This is a genomic window from Streptomyces corynorhini (assembly GCF_003346515.1).
In the GTDB taxonomy this organism is placed as follows: domain Bacteria; phylum Actinomycetota; class Actinomycetes; order Streptomycetales; family Streptomycetaceae; genus Streptomyces; species Streptomyces corynorhini.
Genome location: NZ_QQNA01000060.1, coordinates 1 through 16741 on the forward strand (window position 1 = coordinate 1; position 16741 = coordinate 16741).

Consider the following 16741-nt stretch of genomic DNA (forward strand, 5'->3'; position numbering starts at 1 on the left):
GCCCTCGCCCCCCTCGGCGGCCCCGGCGGCCCCCGTCCCGGCCGCTCCCGCACGGGAGCGGCCGGGACGGGCCGTGCTCGGTCAGTGGTCGTCCCAGTGGCCGTCGTGCTCGGCGTGCCGGTGGCCGTCGTGCACGTAGTCGACATGCCCGTCGTGCGGCACGGCGACATGGCCGCAGCCCTCGCCATGCTGGTGCGCGTGGCCGCTGTGCGGGGTGTGCCCGGTGGGCTCGCACTCGTCGGTGTGGTCGTCGTGGGCCTGGTGCAGATGACCGTCGTGGACGTAGTCGACATGGCCGTCGTGCGGTACGGCGACATGGCCGCACCCCGCGCCGTGCCGGTGTTCGTGGTTCGGGTGAGGGGCGTGTGCGGTCGTCATGGCTCTCTCCGGTCGCTCTCGGACGAATCCGTCGGACAGGCGGCGGCACCCGGTCCCACCGGGTACCGCCGGCCTGATTTCGCCTCCGTAACGACGGACAGCCGCCCACGTCACCTTCGGTACGGCATTCGAGTGCGACGATCATCTGGTCATGACATTCATGACCACCACGCCCGATTCCGGCGGTTTCCTACGGCTTGATGTTGATCTTGAAGGTGGTGGTCGTGTTCCTCACGTCCACGACGTTGTTGTCGAGTCTCAGCCGGTTGAAGGTGACCTCCCCCACCGCGGGACCCTGTCCGGCCTCGGGCAGTTCGTTGGCCCACAGTCCGAAGCCCGACTTGGCGTCGAAGGCGTCCCCGCTCTTGCGCGCTCCGGTGATCGAGATGTCGTTGAGGATGGTGTCCTTGATCGGGAACTGCGGCTGGCCGCCGACGTAGTTGGTCTGGAACATGATGCCGCTGTAGGTCGGATCGACGATGTCGACGTTGTTGATCCGGATCCCCTGGAACACCTTGGACGCGGAGAACAGCCAGATACCGGGGAAGGTCTGTCCGTCCCAGAAGTGGCCGCCCGACCGGACGACCGATACGTTCTCGATCGTCGTCGGACCGGTCCCGAAGCCGTTCATCGGATACCCGAAGTCCAGCGAGCTGACCGTGATGCCCGAGTACACCAGGGTGTCCGCGATATGGATATTGCGGAAGGTGTTGTCGTAGCCGCCGTACACGGCGACGCCCGCGGCCCGCCAGGTGAGGATCGACGTCAGGTTCTCGTAGACGTTGTTCTTCATGTCCGAGCCGCCGGAGTCGATCGCCGAGAAGAGCGCGAAGCTGTCGTCGCCGGTGGCCCGTGCTTCGTTGTTGACGACGTGGTTGTCCGTGGAACCGTTGGTCATGTTGATGCCGTCGGCGAACATGTCGCGGATCCGGGAGTTCTTGATGGTGATCCGGTCGGTGTTCGCGCCCCAGTAGAGGCACACCATGTGCTCGTTCCAGATGTCGTCGATCACGATGTCGGAGACGTTCGAGAAGTCGAAGACCTTGCCGGGGCCGTCGATGCGCGAGGTGTAGTTGCCGAAGTACGCGAACCCGGTGAAGACCGATCCCTTCGCGGCGGCCTCGGCACGGAAGCCGATGTCGGTGTTCTCCTGGGACGCGGGAGCGTGGAACCTGGTGAACCAGGGCCCGGCCCCGACGACCCGTACCGGCTTGCCGTACACCTGGAACTTGCTGGAGGTCTGGTAGTCACCGGCGGGCAGATAGACACCGGTCAGCTTCCCCGTGGTGTCCATGCGGACCTTGTCCAGCGCGTTCTGCACGTCCTGATGGGTGCGTCCGGCGGGCACCGTGTAGGCGGCCGGGTCCGGGTTGGCGATCTCGGTGGCCTGCTCCAGGCTGACGAAGTCGATCGCGTACTTGGAGGTGTTGGCCGCGTCCTTCTGGAGCCTGATCCTGCTGCCCGCCGGGACGGTCCTGCCCAGCAGGACGTTCGCCTCGTCGTAGATGTGCCGGGGTGCTCCGGAGCCCGGCGAGTTGCCGGGACCGGTCTCCGACCCGTACAGCCAGGCGTACTTCGAGGTGAGGTCGATCGCCTTGAGGAAGGTGCCGTCCACATAGATGTCGAGAGTGGAGTCGATACCGCCGCCGCCCGGCGCGTCCGGGATGGAGAACCGTGTGACCAGGGTGTTCGTCCTGGCCTTGGTGGTGAACTCGACATAGCTTCCGGTGTCGTCGAGGGTGACGGCCTTGCGTCCCGACGCCTCTCCCGCGAGGTCGCCGACGGTGCGGTTCGGCCCGACGACCCGCGCGCCGCCGCCGATGACACCGTCCTCGGCCTCGTACATGTCGTACGGCATGTCGGCGCCGCGGCCGACGAAGAGCGGCTGGGTGCTGGTGTTGTTGTCGCGCTTCACCGGCAGTTCGTTGGCGTCGGCCGCGAGCACCACCTTGAGGGTGTACGAGCCGTTGACGGCCGTCCAGGTACCGAGACCGGCCGGCGGGGTGGTCGCCCCGGGCGCGATGGTGCCGTTGTGCGCACCGGTGAGGGTCCTGACCGTGTCGCCCTTGGAGTCGAGCAGGGAGAGCGTGATGCCGTGCGCACCGCTCGCGGACGCCACATTGCCCTGATTCCTGATCGCGACGGAGAAGGCGACGGTGTCACCGGCGGCGGGCGAGGACGGAGTGGTGGCGACCGTCGCGGCGATCAGGTCCGAGCTGTCGACCGCCCGCACCACGAGCGGGACGGGGCTGGTGTACGTGTTGTTGGTCTTGTTCTCCTCGATGATCAGGTCGTCCGGGTCGACGACGGCGCTGAGCTGGTACGAGCCCGCGTCCCGCGGTCCGATGTTCGCCGAGACCGTGGCCGAGGCCCCGGCCGCGAGCGCCCCCACCGGGGCGGTGGCCACCTTGCTGCCGCCGAGCCGGAATTCGACCGGACCGGCCGGTGCGGCCGCCCTTCCCGTGTTCCGGACGGTCGCCGACAGTGTGATCGCGTCGGACTCGACCGGCGAGGCGGGCGACGCGCTCAGCGCGCTCACCGTGAGGTCCGGGTTGGGGGCCGGGACGCCGAGGACCTGGAACTCCGCGACCTGCCCGGCCCCGGAACCGGTGTTGGAGGTGAACTTCAGCTGGACGTCGGCGACGCGCGCGGTGACCGGAATGGTCACCGAGTTGCCGCTCGCCGGGCTGAAGGCGTAGTCCTTGGCGGCCACCAGAGCGGTGAGACCGGAGGCGCTCTGCTCTCGGCCGAGCACCTGGATGTTCTGGGTCCGCGCTCCCCAGGCGCTGTCCGGATTGAGTTTGACGATCACGCTCCGGGTGTCGGCGTTGGCGCCCAGCTTCACGGTCAGCGTGTTGGGGTAACTGCCGCCCGCGCCCTCCCAGTAGGTGGTGAGGCTGTTGTCGTTGGCGTTCTCCGCGACGAAGGTGTGTACCACGGAGGACGCGGAGATCGGCCTGCCGACGGCGAGGTTGGACGCGGAACCCGTACTGCCGTTCCTGGTCACCGTGTTGCTGTCGCCCGAGACATTGCCGGCCGCGTCCTTCGCCCGTACGAAGTACGAGACGGTCGTCCCGGCGGGCTGGGTGTCCGTGTACGTGGTGACGTCCCCGGCGACGCTCGCGCGCAGGACGTTGTTGGCGTAGATGTCGTAGCCGGTCACGCCCTTGTTGTCGGTCGAGGCGCCCCAGGTCAGCTTGATCCGGTCGGCGGCCGGCTCGGTGAGGGCGAGATCGGCGGGGGCCGTCGGCGCCTCGGTGTCACCGCTGTCGCCGCGCCGGGTGACGGTGTCGCTGTTGGCCGACACATTGCCCGCCGCGTCCCTGGCACGCACGTAGTACGAGACCGTCGCCCCGGTGGGCCGGGTGTCCGTGTAGGTCGTCACGTCGCCCGCGACGCTGGTGCGCAGTTCGTTGTCGGCGTATATGTCGTATCCCGTGACCCCCGTGTTGTCGGTCGACGCCTTCCAGGTCAGCTTGATCAGGCCGGTGGCGGGCTCGGTGTACGCGAGTCCGGTGGGCGCGGTGGGCGGCTCCGTGTCGCCGGTCGCGGGCCCGTAGATCTCCAGCTCGGAGAGCTGGCCGCCGGGCTGGACGGTGTTGGCGGTGATCAGTACCCGCAGATAGCGCGCGGTGGTGGCGTCGAAGGGGATCGTCACCGACTGGCCGCCCGCCGCGTCGAACCGGTACGCCTTGGCGGGCGTCAGATCCGTGAAGGCGGAGTTGTCGACGCCGGCCTGGATCTTCAGGGTCTGATCCCTGGCGCCCCAGCCGTCGGGCAGCCGCAGCACCACCTGGTCGACGCGGACCGAGGCGCCGAGGTCGGCCTGGATCCACTGCGGAAAGGCGTTGTTCGCGCTCTCCCAGTAGGTCGACTTGTTGCCGTCGTTGGCGTTGCCGGGCCCGTAGACCTCGGTGTGGCCGCTGGCGGTCAGGGTCTTGCCCAGGGCGAGGTTGGTCGAGGCGGCGGCTGCCGCGCGCACCTCCAACGCGGCCAGCTGGGCTTTCTTCGCCACCGTGTTGGCGGTGAATTCGGCCCGTACGAAGCGCGTTCGGGTGGCCGGGAAGGTGACCGTCACCTGGTTGCCCGTCCCGGGGCTGAAGGTGTACGTCTCCGAGTTCTTGAGGGTCGAGAAGCCGGTGCCGTCGGTGCTGCCCTGGAGTGACAGGGTCTGTTTCCTGGTCGCCCACCGGGCGGGAAGTCTCAGCACCACCCGGTCGACCCGGTTGGTGGCGCCCAGGTCGGTCTGCACCCACTGGGGGAACGCGCTGCCGCCGCCCTCCCAGTACGTCGACGGGTTCCCGTCCGTGACGTTGCGGGCGGCCGTGCCCTTGGCGGTCGCGCTCGCCGCCGCGGCGCGGCCCGCGGCGATGTCGGGGCCCTGGGCGCGCGGGCCGTCGGCGGCCCGCGCGGTGAACGTCGGCCCGCCGATCATCAAAAGGCTGGTGGCGAGGGTGGCGGAGAGGATTCGCCATCTCCTGCGTAGCGATCTCATGATTCCCCGATCTTCGGCCTCGGCGCGGGGCGGCGAGGGCGCGGCTCTGGCTGCACGCCTGCGGAGCAAGCGTTTCTGCACTGTCGAACGGAGTATTTTGCGTTATTTAGTGAGAGAGTTGCAGAGAATGGCCACCTCGTCTACCACTGCGACCGAAGCGAATTCCCCGTCACGACTCCGGGCCGGACCGCCACCAGGGCGGCACAGCGCCCCTTTTCGATCTTCGGGGCGGCGGGCGGGCATCCGTAAATGATCTTCAGGATCTGCCATGAATTTGCGCCGTCATGGTCGGCGCAGAGCGTTGCCGGGCCGGTCGGCTCTCAGACCGACGTACCCCGCCGGGCCGCGTGCTCCTCCACCAGGTCGAGATACCCGGCGGCGCGGGCCGCCGCCGAGGGGCGACCGGCCGGCGGGATCCGCTCCAGGACGCGGCGGCGGGAGCGGCGGGTGAGCAGATCGGGGGAGAACGGGGTGCTCGACGAGCGCAGGTAGGCGCGAGCCCGCTTACGCACCCCGTGCCGCAGGAACAGGTAGAAGCACGCCGCGATCAGGAAGTTGACGCCCACTTTGACGCCGAGACCGGCGACGGAGTTCAGCAGGGGCGCGTTGAACTGCCAGTGCATGGCCATGGCGGTCAGTACGCAGGCCGCGGCGGGCAGCAGGCGGCGGCGTACCGGCCGGTCGTCGTGGGCGAGCAGGATGCCCACCCCGGTCCCGGCGACGGCGCTCATGGTCCAGTGCGAGCCGAGTCCGGTCACCAGGACCCGGGTGGTGAAGGACTGGACGACATCGGGGGTGCCGTTCACTCCCCCGCCGATCAGGATGGCGTTCATCGCGTACGTCCAGTTCTCCACGACCTGGAAGCCGAGCCCGGTGAACGCGCCGAGGAAGAACCCGTCCAGCGGGCCCCGGACCAGCGCGCGGGCGCTGAGCGCGATCAGCAGGACGCCGGAGAGTTTGAGGAGTTCCTCGTTGAGCGGCGCGGTGAGCGCGGCGCCCCAGCGGGAACCGAAGTCGATTCCGACACCCTTGGCCCAGATGCCCTGGAGCCCGCTGTTGGCCACGACCGCGCAGCCGGTCGCCGCGGTCGCCCCCCAGATCACCCCGCTCCACGCCCATCCGCGCGGCGGCGACCGCAACGGCCGCACCCGGGCCAGCAGGGCCGTGCCGACGGCGACGGTGAGCACGAGCAGCAGGAAGGCGAGCAGCGCGAGGTGCGGGAAGACCCGGACCACGGCCGCGAACTCGTAGCCGATCAGGGCGGCGCCGAGGCCGCACAGCAGGGCGGTGAGCAGGCCGACCGACCGGCGGCGCGGGTGGACGTGTGGCGTCACGTACGCGGTGGGCGGTGTCACCCGGCCTCCTGGGGGAAGGACACGCCGCGGACCAGTGCCATGGCCTCGGCCATCGCGTCCGCGCCGGCTCCCGGCTTCGCCAGGACGGTGATCTCCACGGCGCACGTCTCGTCGGGCCGCAGCCAGACGGTCGCCGTGCCCGTTCGGCCGCCGCGGGTCAGCGTTCCGGTGCTGCCCCGGGCTCCCCCGGCGCTGGTCGCCGAATGGGGCGCGCCCAGGCGGCTGTCCGCGTCCGCGACGGACTGGACGCGCCGCAGCCCCGTCCACAGCCGCCCGGCCCCGGCCTCGGTGGTGGTCAGATCGACATATCCGGCGACCACGTCGACGCCGTCACGCGAGAGCGCGTACGAGAAGCTGGGATCGCTCTGCGCCTTGCTCAGGGACCACCCCTCCCCCACCACGCGCAGCACGGCCGTGCCGGAGGCCGGTCCCAGTTCCAGCAGGGCGCCGCCCGGCAGCCGTTCGCGGTCGCTCAGCGCCCGGTCGATCAGCGGCCAGCCCCCTGTCAGGACGGCCATGACGAACACGACGCCGACCACCAGGGGCAGCACCCGCCGGGGCGGCTGGCCGCCGGGCGCCCGATCCGCCGTCATCCGGCGGCTCCGGGAGGTGTCGCGGCGACGCGCGCCGGGCCCGGGGCGGCGCGCGGACCCGGTCCAGGGCCTCTCGTCCGGATCATGGCGGGCCGGCGGCCCCCGGCACCGCGCCCCGACCGGGCCGGATCCGAACGAATGACCCTGGGCCCTGTCGTCGAAGTCCCGCCTGTTCGACGGCGAGAGGCCCTAGGCATCGTGACGCAGCGGGGTGAGCTGCTCGATGTCGTAGCGCACGCGCAGCTCCGCGATCGCCTGCGGATCGGGGGGCCCGCCGTCCTTGAGGATGTCGAGCAACTCCTCGAAGTAGCGCTCGTGGTCGGACGGCGGCGACGCCTGGAAGAACATCCGTGCGGGCTCCCCGGTCCGGTTGGCGAAGGCGTGCGGACAGCCCGGCGGTACGACGATGACCGTGCCCGCGGTGGCGCGCACCGCCTTCAGCCCCGACGCGGACTCCCAGTGGCGCCAGTCGTCGCTGAGCACGCGCGGCTCGAAGGCCAGCACGTCCAGCTCGCCGTCGAGGACGTAGAACAGCTCCTCGCTGTGGGTGTGCCGGTGGGCACCGACGTCGAAGCCGGGCGGTACGACGACCTCGAAGCTGGAGGACACCCGGGAGTGTTCGCCGGTGACCTTGAACGTCACCTGCTGCGCAGCCGTGTGGATGGTGTTGCCCCCGCCCGGGGGGACGATCAGGCCCTCGGGCCGCGCCAGCTCGGTCATGCGGTGCTCCAGAACGGTGAGTACGTGGCCGTATGGTCGGGCGCCCATGATCTCTCCGACCGGTGCGGGTGCGAAAGACCGCCCTCGCGTGTCATCGGATCCTTCGGGACCGCACGAGGGGGCGCACGACCGGGGCACTGCGGGCCCTCGACGGGGCGCCCCGGCCGTCGTCCGGGCGGCCGGGTCAGCCCACGGGCTCCGTTCTGCGGCCCGCGCTCGCGATCATCCGGCGGTCCCGCACGGCGGCGCCGTTGACGCCCCCGGCCGTGCTCCAGCGCCCCAGGGCCATCTCGGCGGTGATCCCGGGCCCGAAGCCCGCGACGATGCCGCGTGCGCCGTCGTGCACGGCGCCCTCGTCGAAGAGTCTGCGTACGGCGTCGAGGACGACCGCGCTGGCGATGTTGCCGTACTCGGTGAGCGTGCCGCGGCTGAACCGGAATGCCTCGGGCGGCACTTCGAGGAAGTGGCTGAGGTCGTCGAGGATGCGTGGCCCGCCGGCGTGGATGATGTAGAAGTCGAGCCCGGTGGCGTCCCAGCCGTGCTGGTCCGCCATGGTGCGCAGGGCCGGAGCCAGTGGCTCCATGGTGGTGGGCACCCGCTTGTCGAGCAGGAAGTGGAATCCGGTGGCCCGGACGCTGTAGGCGATCCAGTCGGTGGTGTCCGGCACGAGGTGGGAGCCGTTGCGCTCCAGGGTGATGCCGGTGCCGCCCTCCCCCCGTACGACGGCGGCGGCGACCGCGTCGCCGAACAGCCCGTTGGACAGCAGCGAACCGACGCCCAGGTCGGTGGGCTGGTAGCACAGCGAGCAGAATTCGCACGCCACGATCAGGACGTTCGATCCGGGGTAGGCCCGGCAGAAGTCATGGGCCCGGTTGATGGCCGCGCCGCCCGCCGCGCAGCCGAGCTGGGCGATGGGGAGCTGTCGGGTGTGACCGGGGAAGCCCATGGTGTTGATCATCCAGGCCGTCAGGGACGGCATCATGAAGCCGGTGCACGAGACGTACACGATCATGTCGATGTCGGCGGGGCGCAGTCCGGCGTGGTCGAGGGCGCTGTGCACCACGGCGGGCACCCGTGCCTTCGCCTCGGCCTCGTAGAGCACGTTCCGGTCCTCGAAGCCGGGATGTCTCAGCGTCTCCTCGATGGGCTGGACGATGTGGCGCTTCGCCACTCCGGTGTTCTCGATCAGCCGCAGCGCGAGCGGGAGTTGCGGGTGGTCGGCGTGGAGCGAGCGGGCGAGAGCGAGTGTGTCCTCCATGGTGATCACATGTTCGGGAACCGAGACCGCGGGTTTACACAGAGTCGCCACGACAACGCTCTCCTTCATTTGTGTTCGCTGTGAACTGCGGCCCACACTCACGGATGGCCCACCACCCCGCAACCGGGGAAGGACTGGTTGAAGGGGTGTGGCCGGGCTGCTCGAAGGGTCCGGCGGGTGAGAGGCGCGGTATCCGAGGGACCGTCATGACTTCGGGTGCCGACTACACACCGTGGGGAAGGGTGCGGTCGCTCGCCCGTTCAGGGGGTGGCGGACGGTGTGTCACGGTGGCGACGGGGCGCGGGCGCGCGCGGGCGACCGCTGCCGTGGGGGCGCTTCCCGTGCACCATGGGCACAGGAGCGCGATGGGTGGGGGACGACGAGCGTGGCGGTGGAAGGGGCTGGGCGATGATCCTGCTGACCGGAGTCACCGGCACCGTCGGACGGCTGGTGGCGCGGCGCCTGCGCACCGACGAGCCGGTACGGCTGCTCGCGCGTGCGCCCGGCCGTATCGCCGGGCGGGCCGGGCCTGGGACCGAGATCGTGGGCGGTGACTTCGCGGATCCCGGGACGCTGGCCGCCGCGCTGACCGGCGTCAGGGCCGCGCTGCTGGTGACGTGCGACCCGCTCGCCCCGGCCCACGACGAACACTTCGTCACGGCCGCGCGGCGCGCGGGCGTACGCCATGTGGTGAAGCTGTCCGCGCGGGCGGTGGCGGAGCCGGACGCGACCGATCTGATCACCGGCTGGCAGCGGGACAACGAGGCGCTGTTGCGGGCGTCGGGGCTCGCGTGGACCTTTCTGCGCCCGCGCGCCTTCATGTCCAACACCCTGGGCTGGGCGCGTTCGATCCGGGAGGAGGCGGTGGTACGGGTCTTCGGCGGCGCCGCCGCGCACGCGGTGGTGGACCCCAGGGACATCGCCGACGTCGCGGTGCTCTGCCTCACCACGGCCGGCCACGAGGGCCGTGTCCACGCGCTCACGGGTCCGGTAGCGATCAGCGCCGCCGAGCAGCTCACGGTCCTGTCCGAGGTGCTCCAACGGCCGCTGCGGCTGGCGGAGCTGACCCGGGACCAGGCGCTGCGGGCGCTGCTCGCCCGCTGTCCCCCACCGGTCGCCGAGGCGCTCATGGAGAGCGCCCTGCGACGAGGGTCCGGCGCGAAGGCCGGGGTGGAGCCGACGGTGGAGCGGCTCCTCGGCCGCCCGGCGACCTCGTACCGCGCCTGGGCAGCGGACCACGCGCGGGTGTTCCTGCGCGGCTGAACCGCGAACGGACGAGGTGGATTTCGCCCGCGTGCCGCACGCGCGCGGCGGGGCGGTGAGTCGCTGGTGGACGCGTCGGGCCGATCTCGGAGTCCGTCGGGTGTGCGTGGGTTCGGCTTCGGCCCGGGTCGCCAGGAACGCCTTCATCGGGGCGGCGCGGCGGATCGCGGAGGAGGGCTCGTTCGACGGCTCGCGTGACGTGGTGCCGTTCGGGGGTGTACCTGGTCCCGACGGCGTCCCTGACGTGCGCGTGGGTCGGGTCGATACGGGCGGCGGCGCGCGGCGTCGTGGTCGTGCGCGCGCTCCCTCCCGCCGGTTCGTTCCCGCCGGGAGCGTCCTCGGTACCGACAGGGCCGAGGGGGCGTCGTATCCCGCCGTACGGGAAGGCGACCGCCGGGCGGCTCGGTCCCACCGACCCGCGACTCTACCCTGACGTTACGGTAGAGATGGAATCCGGCCGTCCCGGCCCCGGCAGGAAGACGAGGAAGCACCGCGTGAGCGACGAGCACATGCGGATCGGCGAGGTCGCCGCACGCACCGACCTCTCGTTGCGCACGATCCGGCACTACGAGGACACCGGCCTGGTCCTCCCGTCCGCCCGCTCACAGGGCGGATTCCGTCTCTACACGGAGGCCGACGTCGGCCGTCTGATGGTGATCCGCCGGATGAAACCGCTGGGCTTCAGCCTGGAGGAGATGCGCGAACTGCTGACCGCGACCGACCGTCTCGACGCGGGCGGACCGCTGTCCGCCGCGGAACACGCGGAGCTGGTGGAGCGGGTGCGCGGTTTCGAGGAGACCGTACAGCTGCGGATGGCCGAGCTGCGGACGCAGTTGGCGCGGGCCGAGGAGTTCGCCGCCACGCTGCGCGGCCATCTGACGCGCGCTCCGGTTCGGTGACGCCGGGCACCGGCGGGTTCACCCGCTCCCCCACGGGGGCTGACCGGATTCTCCGACTCCGGAGACCCGGCGTCGTTCGTCGGGGTGGTCCTGGCTCGTGCCCGTGGCCACGCCGAGGGCATCCGGCGTCTCGCGGCCGAGGGAGACCCGTTGTCCGAGCAGCCGCTCCGCCAGGGCGTCGCCGCCGATCCGGACCGTGTCGCCGCATGGCGCGAACTGCCGCTCCGACGGCGGCCGCGCGAATCCCCCGGACCCACCGCGTGGAGCGCACCGCGGGTGGGCCCGGGTCGAGCAGGCGTACTCGTCCGACGGGCGGTGGTGGGCGCGTCCCGGGGGAATCCGGTGGCCGGAGCCCGTCAGGCGGGTGACGGGCGCTCGCGGGCGCCCGCCGCGACGCCGTGCGGCGCCGCCGCCTCGATCGCCGCCAGATCCTCGGCGGTCAGCCGGATACCTGCGGCCTCGGCGTTGTGTTCCAGGTACGCGCGCCGCTTGGTGCCGGGGATCGGTACGACGTCCTGGGCCAGCAGCCAGGCCAGCGTGAGCTGCGTCGGGGTGACGCCCTTGGCCTCGGCCAGCTCGGTGATCTTGTGCACGACCGCCAGGTTCGCCGCGATGTTCTCCTCGCTGAACCGGGGCAGACCGCGGCGGGCGTCATCCGGGGCGAGGTCGTCGCGGCGGGTGATCTTCCCGGAGAGGAAGCCCCGGCCCAGTGGCGAGAACGCGACGAATCCGATGCCCAGTTCCCGGACCGTCTCCAGCACCGTGTTGTGTTCCACGTCCCGGCTGAACAGGGAGTACTCCGACTGGAGCGCGGTCAGCGGATGGACCGCGTGGCCCCGGCGGATCTGCTCGGGGGTGGCCTCGGAGAGCCCGATGTAGCGGACCTTGCCGGCCTGGACCATCTCGCTCATGGCGCCGACGCTCTCCTCGACCGGCACGTGCGGGTCGACGCGGTGCAGGTAGTAGAGGTCGATGACGTCCGTGCCGAGGTGGCGCAAGGAGCGGTCCACCGACCTGTGGGCGTAGGCGGCGCTGCCGTTGGGGCCGTGGGACGTGCCGTCGTCGTCGAACTCCGTGGCGAACTTCGTGGCGAGTGTGATGGCGTCGCGCCGCTTGCCGAGGGCGCGGCCGATCAGCTTCTCGTTCTCGAACGGGCCGTACGCCTCCGCCGTGTCGATGAAGGTGACGCCGATGTCCACGGCCCGGTTGAGCGTCGCCACGGCCTCCCGCTCGTCGCGCGGGCCGTACCAGACGCTCATGCCCATCGCGCCCAGCCCCTCGGCGGAGACGGTGAGGCCCTGCGATCCGAGTGTCACGGTTTTCATGAGGAGGGGGAGCCCTTTCGCTCGCGATAAAAGTGGATCTTGCGTTCAATGGCCTCCAGATGGCTCCGCGTCTCGTTGAGCTGTTCGAGGACGCGCTCGCGGTGCTGCTCCAGCACCCCGAGCCGCTCGGCCTCGCTGCCCTCGCGACGGCAGATCTCGGTGAAGGCGCGGATATCGCGGATCGGCATGCCGGTGCCGCGCAGCATGACGATGCCGTCGAGCCAGCTCAGATCCCGGGCGAAGTACCGGCGCTGTCCGGAGGGCGCCCGATCGGCGGGCTCGGCCGTCAGACCTTCGCGCTCGTAGTAGCGCAGTGTGTCGATGCTGAGCCCGCAGAGCGCGGCGGCCTCGCCGATCGTCAGGCCGCCCGGCGGGATCTGCGGATCCGGTGCCGGCCGCGGAGCCACTGAAGTCATGGTTCCACCCTCCCCCCTGGAGCGCGCTCCAGGGCAAATGATGACCGGCCGCTACCCGCTCCCGCGCGCCGCGGACACCGACGCGGCGCCCACGCGGACGCCCGCCACGATCAGCGCCACGCTCACCGGGGTCGCGTAGCCGTCGAACAGGTCGAGACGGGACGCCGCCGACCAGAGTCTGAACCATCCGCCCGTCACCTCGTACCGCAAACCGCCAACCCCTCGGGAGATCAGGACAAAGGACACGAACCCGAGCGGCGTCTTCACTCCCGAAGGCTGGAAGCGGCAGGCAGCAGGCCGCTATCGGCCATCGGGAGCCCGTGCGCCGACCGAAGTCGCGGGGACCGGCGCCGCCGCGTCCGAAGTCCGCGCGATCCGGATCCCGGCGCGGCGGGTCACTCCGTCGACCGTCACCGCGAGGGTGACCGTGCCGGGGCGCAGGGCCGTGAGGGTGCCGGTGGCCGGGTCGAAGGCCGCCGTGTGGCGGTCGCGGGCCCCGGCCGGGGGGCCGATACGGAGGTTGAGGGAACCGGTCCAGTCGGCGCTGAGCGGAAAGGCCACCGGCACCGCACGCGCGCGGTCCGCGTCCGCCCCTTGGGTGACCGTCGCCGTGACGCGCGCGTCGCGGCCCGGCGCCAACGACGTCGGCGCGTCGAGGGTCAGCCCGTCCGTGTGCGCACGCGTCTGTGCGGAGAGCCAGTCGGGCCCGCCCCGCCACGGCCGCAGCCGCGCGTCCCGCCACTGACCGGGCGTCACGCGGTCCACGCCGACGAGCGACCAGCCCGTGAAGCCGCCCTCGGCGGCCGGACCGGCCGGGGCCTTCCCGGCGTTGCCGTTGATCAGACAGGGCACCCCGTCCACCCGCGAGGCGTCGAAGACGCCGACATGGCCACCGATGAACGCGGCGCCCTTGCCCGTCGTACGGCGGAAGTCGGCGAGCCACCGCTCCAGGAGGGCGGCCTCCTTGCGGTCGCCCAGCTCGCCGGCCCGCTGCACCGTCGGATCGCGCGGCGGTACGTGCGCGACGACCAGCACCGAACCCACCCGGTCGTCCCGCGCCGCCGCGTCCAGCTGGTCGCGTACCGCCCTGATCTGCGCGAGGCCGCCGCCGCGCAGGGTCAGACGCGAGGTGTCGAGGGTGAGGAAGCGGGTCCCCCGGTGGTCGAAGACCCGCTGGGCCGGGCCGAATCGTGCCACGAACTCGTCGATGGAGCCGCCCATCACCTCGTGGTTGCCCGGTACGTAGTACCAGGGCAGGGCGTCCCCCAGCTCCTCGGTCAGCAGGGCGTGGGCGAAGTCGAGGTCCGCGGGGGATCCCTCGTCGACCAGGTCCCCGTTGACGACCAGGAAGTCCGGCCGCGCCGCCCTGATCTCGCGCAGCGTGCCGCGGGTCCGCGCGACGATGGCGCTGCCGGGGTCCCGGGCGACGAACTGGGCGTCGGACATCACCGCGAACCGCCAGTCCCGCCCGCCTGTTCCGGCCGCCGTGTCGATCAGCGGATCGGCCGGGCGCTGCCGGGCGGGCAGTGCGACGCCGGGCGGCACCTGCGCGGTCAGTTCGTCCACCGTGACCCCGCCGGTGTACCGGTGGTCCGCGGCGGTCTCGGCCAGGTAGAAACGTTGGACGGTCAGCGGCGCGGGGGCTCCGGCGGGGACGGCGAAGGTGACCTGGCGCCAGCCGGTCCAGGTGAGGTAGGGGCCGCGCAGCAGCTGGTCCGACCCGGCCGCGTCCTTGAGGTGCAGAGTGGGCCAGGAACCGGCGCCGTCGCCCTTGATCCAGAGCTTGAAGGACTGCGGCAGGCCGGCGACCGGGAGGGGGGTCGGGGGGCTCGCGTAGGCCGCGCGGGTGGCGGTGGACCCGGTGAAGTCGTACGTCAGGTTCAAGCCGGTGCCGGTACGGCCCTCGGGGGTGGCGGAGACCGAGCCGCTCGCGCGCGCCTGGCCGAAGGTCCACTCCGCCGCGTCGTCGAATCCGGTGACCAGCTGTTCGTCGAGTCCGACGCTGACGGCGAGTACGGTCGTGACGCCGCCCGCCGTCGCCGTGATCCGCGCCGCGCCGCCCCCCGTCGACGAGGTGACACGGAAGGAGCCGTGGCCGTCGTCGGTGACGGAGAAGAGCGTCCGGTCGTAGTCGAGGTGGACGTCCGAGGGCTCGATCGGGGCGCCCGCTCCATGGGCGTCGAGACCGACGATGCCGAAGGAACCGGTCGCCGAGGCGTCCGCGAGCGCGACGCGCTCGGTGGTCGGCAGGATCCGGTCGAGCGTGTCGAGCACCGTCAGCTCGGTGCTGCCCCCGACCGGTCCGCGCTCGGCCCGTACCCGGGTGGTGCCGCCGGTCCGCGCGGTGAACACCCCGTCCTCGACCCGTCCCACCGAAGGGCGTTCGGCGTGCCATCGGGGCCGTCCCGCGGCCGGTCCGTACGTCTCGTCGTAGCCGGTGGCCGTCAGACGGCGGGTGAGTCCCGGGAAGACGCGCTCGGGGTGGCCGCCCTTCACCGGGTCGGTGGTCGGGGCCTCGGCCGCCGTGGTGCGGGGTTCGACCCGGTATCCGGTGAGGCGTCCGCTGCCCGCCGGAGCGGTGAGGGCCAGTCCGTTGGCGACCGCGCGCTCGCCGCCGTCCGACGGGCTGTTCACCGGCCGCGGGGTGTCGTCGCCGGGGGCGCGCGCGACGAGCGTGGTGGAGCCACCGCCGTCGAGGTTCAGGGCGTTGTGGGCTCCGGCCGCACGCATCATCAGGCCCAGTTCGGTGAGGGTGACTCCGCCGCTGTCCTGCTGGCGGCCGTCCACGGTGATCACCCGCATGGTGGCGCCGTCCCGGGAGAAGCCGACGGCGGTACGCGGGGCGGCGGTGTTGTTGCCCTCTCCCTCGTGTCCGACCGCCGCACCGTCCACGACCAGCAGCTCCCGGCCACCGACCGCCGTGCGCGGCACGGGTGCGCCGTCGGTGCGCGGCCGGTACTCCAGCGCGACGGCATCACCGGGCCGCAGCGCCGCGAGGGCCTCGGCGCCCGCTTCCCTGCCGATCAGCACGGTGGTGCCGGCGGGGATCGGCCCCGTGCCGGGACGGTCCGTCACCGCGACGACCCGGCCGCCGCGCAGCGCCGCCTCCGCGACCGGGACGGCCCGGTCCACGGTGAACGCGCGATCGGCCTCGCCCCAGTCCGCCGTGTAGGCGCCGATACCGCCGACGGGCACGTTCGCCGCGTTGTAGGCGTCCAGCGCGCGCGGGCCGGACGGGAGCGTCACCGTACCGTCGAAGTACAGCCGCAGGATGCGCCCGGCGGCGCCGGGGCCGATTCCGACGGCCCGCTCCGCGCCGCTCTGCGCGGAGTGCACGACCCGGCCGTCGGCGAGACCCGGCCCCTGGGGCGCGCCCGTCTCGTTGATGTCGAAGAAGTCGGCGTTGAACGCGGCGACGGTACGGCGGCCGGGGCCCGGGTCGTGCCGCGCGGCGAGTTCGGAGACCGTACGGCGTTCGGAGACCCGGCCGGAGGAGAGGTAGTCGACGCGGGCACCGGCGGTCAGATCGACCGAAAGGGCGTTCACCCGCAGCCACTTGTCGGATTCGAGACGGTCGTACGAGGTGAGACGGATACCGGGGGCGACCGGCCGGGAGGTGCGCGCCGTCTCGATCCCGTCGGCGTCCGCCACGGAACGCGGCGCCACGGAACGCGGCGCCCCGGCACCGGCGCTCGCGGGCGGCGGCGCGACCGGCCGCGGCGCCTCGGCGGCGGTGCGCGGCCGGGGATCGGGGCCCGCGCCGGCGACCGCGGGGACCACCGCGCCCACGGCCAGCGCGAACACGGTGGTGAGGAGTACGGCGACCCTGGCCCCTGCTGTCCGAACCGGCCTCGTGCCCGAGGCTCCTCCTGTGCCCACGACTGCTCCCGGATCGCGGTCGGTTCGCGTGGGGCCCGTGCGCCCCCGCGGTACAGGCCGCCAGCATGGCCGTACAGAGAGCAATGAACCAGGGGTTCGGCGCGACAGCCGGGAGAACACGCGGTGTCGTAGCGGCGTTTCGGCTCACCGGGTCAGCTCA

The 16741-nt window shown here is 72.0% G+C and carries 12 protein-coding genes; 2 read left to right on the forward strand and 10 right to left on the reverse strand.

Features of this window, described 5'->3' with window-relative positions; translation table 11 throughout:
* Positions 1 to 81: 81 nt before the first annotated feature.
* From DVH02_RS09345 to DVH02_RS09370, 6 genes are all read right to left on the reverse strand, one after another.
* Positions 82 to 378: a hypothetical protein gene (locus DVH02_RS09345; RefSeq protein ID WP_114623290.1), complete on the reverse strand. Its 297-nt coding sequence runs from the start codon at positions 376 to 378 to the stop codon at positions 82 to 84.
* A 190-nt stretch (positions 379 to 568) separates the two neighbouring features.
* Positions 569 to 4873: a galactose-binding domain-containing protein gene (locus tag DVH02_RS09350; RefSeq protein ID WP_114623291.1), complete on the reverse strand. Its 4305-nt coding sequence runs from the start codon at positions 4871 to 4873 to the stop codon at positions 569 to 571.
* 320 nt (positions 4874 to 5193) lie between these two features.
* The gene (locus DVH02_RS09355) at positions 5194 to 6228 is read right to left on the reverse strand and encodes a PrsW family intramembrane metalloprotease (protein ID WP_114623292.1); all 1035 of its coding nucleotides are present in this window, start codon (positions 6226 to 6228) and stop codon (positions 5194 to 5196) included.
* A complete protein-coding gene (locus tag DVH02_RS09360; protein ID WP_233518114.1) occupies positions 6225 to 6821 on the reverse strand; it encodes a hypothetical protein in 597 nt (198 codons plus the stop codon). The genes DVH02_RS09355 and DVH02_RS09360 overlap by 4 nt, the downstream gene beginning before the upstream one ends.
* A gap of 189 nt (positions 6822 to 7010) precedes the next feature.
* Complete coding sequence (locus DVH02_RS09365; protein ID WP_114623293.1) at positions 7011 to 7541, reverse strand: cupin domain-containing protein; 531 nt, start codon at positions 7539 to 7541, stop codon at positions 7011 to 7013.
* Positions 7542 to 7725: 184 nt separating this feature from the next.
* A complete protein-coding gene (locus DVH02_RS09370) occupies positions 7726 to 8850 on the reverse strand; it encodes a type III polyketide synthase (protein WP_114623294.1) in 1125 nt (374 codons plus the stop codon).
* Positions 8851 to 9207: 357 nt separating this feature from the next.
* Here DVH02_RS09370 and DVH02_RS09375 point away from each other — a divergent pair, with 357 nt between their 5' ends.
* Positions 9208 to 10062, forward strand: coding sequence for an NAD(P)H-binding protein (locus DVH02_RS09375; protein ID WP_114623295.1), 855 nt, complete (start codon positions 9208 to 9210; stop codon positions 10060 to 10062).
* A gap of 494 nt (positions 10063 to 10556) precedes the next feature.
* Positions 10557 to 10961: a MerR family transcriptional regulator gene (locus DVH02_RS09385; RefSeq protein WP_114623296.1), complete on the forward strand. Its 405-nt coding sequence runs from the start codon at positions 10557 to 10559 to the stop codon at positions 10959 to 10961.
* Positions 10962 to 11317: 356 nt separating this feature from the next.
* Here the strand turns inward: DVH02_RS09385 and DVH02_RS09390 are convergent, their stop codons facing one another.
* From DVH02_RS09390 to DVH02_RS09405, 4 genes are all read right to left on the reverse strand, one after another.
* Positions 11318 to 12286: an aldo/keto reductase gene (locus DVH02_RS09390; RefSeq protein ID WP_114623297.1), complete on the reverse strand. Its 969-nt coding sequence runs from the start codon at positions 12284 to 12286 to the stop codon at positions 11318 to 11320.
* Positions 12283 to 12702, reverse strand: a complete 420-nt coding sequence (locus DVH02_RS09395) for a MerR family transcriptional regulator (protein ID WP_114623298.1) — start codon at positions 12700 to 12702, stop codon at positions 12283 to 12285. Before DVH02_RS09395 ends, DVH02_RS09390 begins: the two co-directional genes overlap by 4 nt.
* 51 nt (positions 12703 to 12753) lie before the next feature.
* A complete protein-coding gene (locus DVH02_RS09400) occupies positions 12754 to 12912 on the reverse strand; it encodes a hypothetical protein (RefSeq protein WP_233518115.1) in 159 nt (52 codons plus the stop codon).
* 90 nt (positions 12913 to 13002) lie between these two features.
* Positions 13003 to 16581: a phosphodiester glycosidase family protein gene (locus tag DVH02_RS09405; protein WP_407697606.1), complete on the reverse strand. Its 3579-nt coding sequence runs from the start codon at positions 16579 to 16581 to the stop codon at positions 13003 to 13005.
* Positions 16582 to 16741 lie beyond the last annotated feature (160 nt).

Bases quoted from the DNA above. Each gene is read 5' to 3' on its own strand.
- DVH02_RS09345 (WP_114623290.1), bottom strand. From the start codon at position 378: ATGACGACCGCACACGCCCCTCACCCGAACCACGAACACCGGCACGGC.
- DVH02_RS09350 (WP_114623291.1), bottom strand. From the start codon at position 4,873: ATGAGATCGCTACGCAGGAGATGGCGAATCCTCTCCGCCACCCTCGCC.
- DVH02_RS09360 (WP_233518114.1), bottom strand. From the start codon at position 6,821: ATGACGGCGGATCGGGCGCCCGGCGGCCAGCCGCCCCGGCGGGTGCTG.
- DVH02_RS09365 (WP_114623293.1), bottom strand. From the start codon at position 7,541: ATGACCGAGCTGGCGCGGCCCGAGGGCCTGATCGTCCCCCCGGGCGGG.
- DVH02_RS09375 (WP_114623295.1), top strand. From the start codon at position 9,208: ATGATCCTGCTGACCGGAGTCACCGGCACCGTCGGACGGCTGGTGGCG.
- DVH02_RS09390 (WP_114623297.1), bottom strand. From the start codon at position 12,286: ATGAAAACCGTGACACTCGGATCGCAGGGCCTCACCGTCTCCGCCGAG.
- DVH02_RS09395 (WP_114623298.1), bottom strand. From the start codon at position 12,702: ATGACTTCAGTGGCTCCGCGGCCGGCACCGGATCCGCAGATCCCGCCG.